Here is an 878-nt window from a genome sequence, read left to right as displayed (position 1 = left end):
TGCTGAGCACATGGAAGAGGACTACAAGCGGCCCCGGGAGCGGGAGACGCGTCTCAGAAATTCCGCACGCCGCCGCGCCGCCTGGCCTTCTCGAAAGTGGCGCATATCCCGACAAGGCAACCCTTATATCAACACGGACGGGTTCAATCTGACAGTCTATCGGGAAGGAGCCGGATGGTCAGTGCGTGTCCTGAGAAGGGCATCGGGAGCTGTTCAGGTTGGTAGGAAGGCCTATTCAACCGAAAACGATGCAAAGCTTGCTGCATTCAATGCACTTCTCTGGGCGAAGGATCACTTGTAGCCATGCCCTTCCCGCTGTCGCCCCAGAGCATCGATGCGATCGCCGATATTATCAGCGGCGGGGGAGGGCATGACACGACGCCCCCCATCGGGATCTATCGCAGCGGGCCGAAGATCGAGAAGTTCATGCGCGCCTGCAATGTGGCCTTCACGGTGAGTGGCTCCCGCGTACCGTCGCTGGTGCAGTGCCTTATCAATCTCAACAACGGCTTTGATGCTGAGAAAGCGCTCCCAAAGATTATTGAGGCAGCCGCTGACCCACGCGATTTCATCCACGAGCCCGAGCGTCATGTCGCCGTGCTCGACCATCTCAACCGCGCGCTGCGCTTCGACGGCTTCGAGGTTCAACAGCAGGGCGGGCGGATGCGGCTTGTCGAGGCGGGCAAGAATGTCCCTGTCCTGGTGGAGCTGGCCGGTCTGTCCGAGGTGATCGACTTCGACACGGTGAGCCGCGATCTTGAACGCGCACTCGCTCATAGCCAGGCCGACCCCGAGGATGCAGTCACCGCCGCGTGCAGTACGGTCGAGAGCGTGTGCCGGTCGATCCTCATCGAGCTGGGGCAGCCGCTCCCTGCCAA

2 protein-coding genes are annotated in these 878 nt (G+C 61.2%); both read left to right on the top strand.

Annotated elements, in window-relative coordinates; translation table 11 throughout:
• A partial coding sequence (locus tag ACK8OU_RS20340) for a hypothetical protein (protein WP_458524366.1) occupies nt 1-301 on the top strand: 301 nt, incomplete at its 5' end.
• A gap of 2 nt (nt 302-303) precedes the next feature.
• Nucleotides 304-878: hypothetical protein (locus tag ACK8OU_RS20335; protein ID WP_458524365.1), on the top strand; the 575-nt coding region annotated here is incomplete at its 3' end.

The organism is Pontitalea aquivivens (assembly GCF_046507575.1).
GTDB lineage: Bacteria > Pseudomonadota > Alphaproteobacteria > Rhodobacterales > Rhodobacteraceae > Pontitalea > Pontitalea aquivivens.
This window is presented reverse-complemented; position numbering and strand designations above follow the sequence as displayed.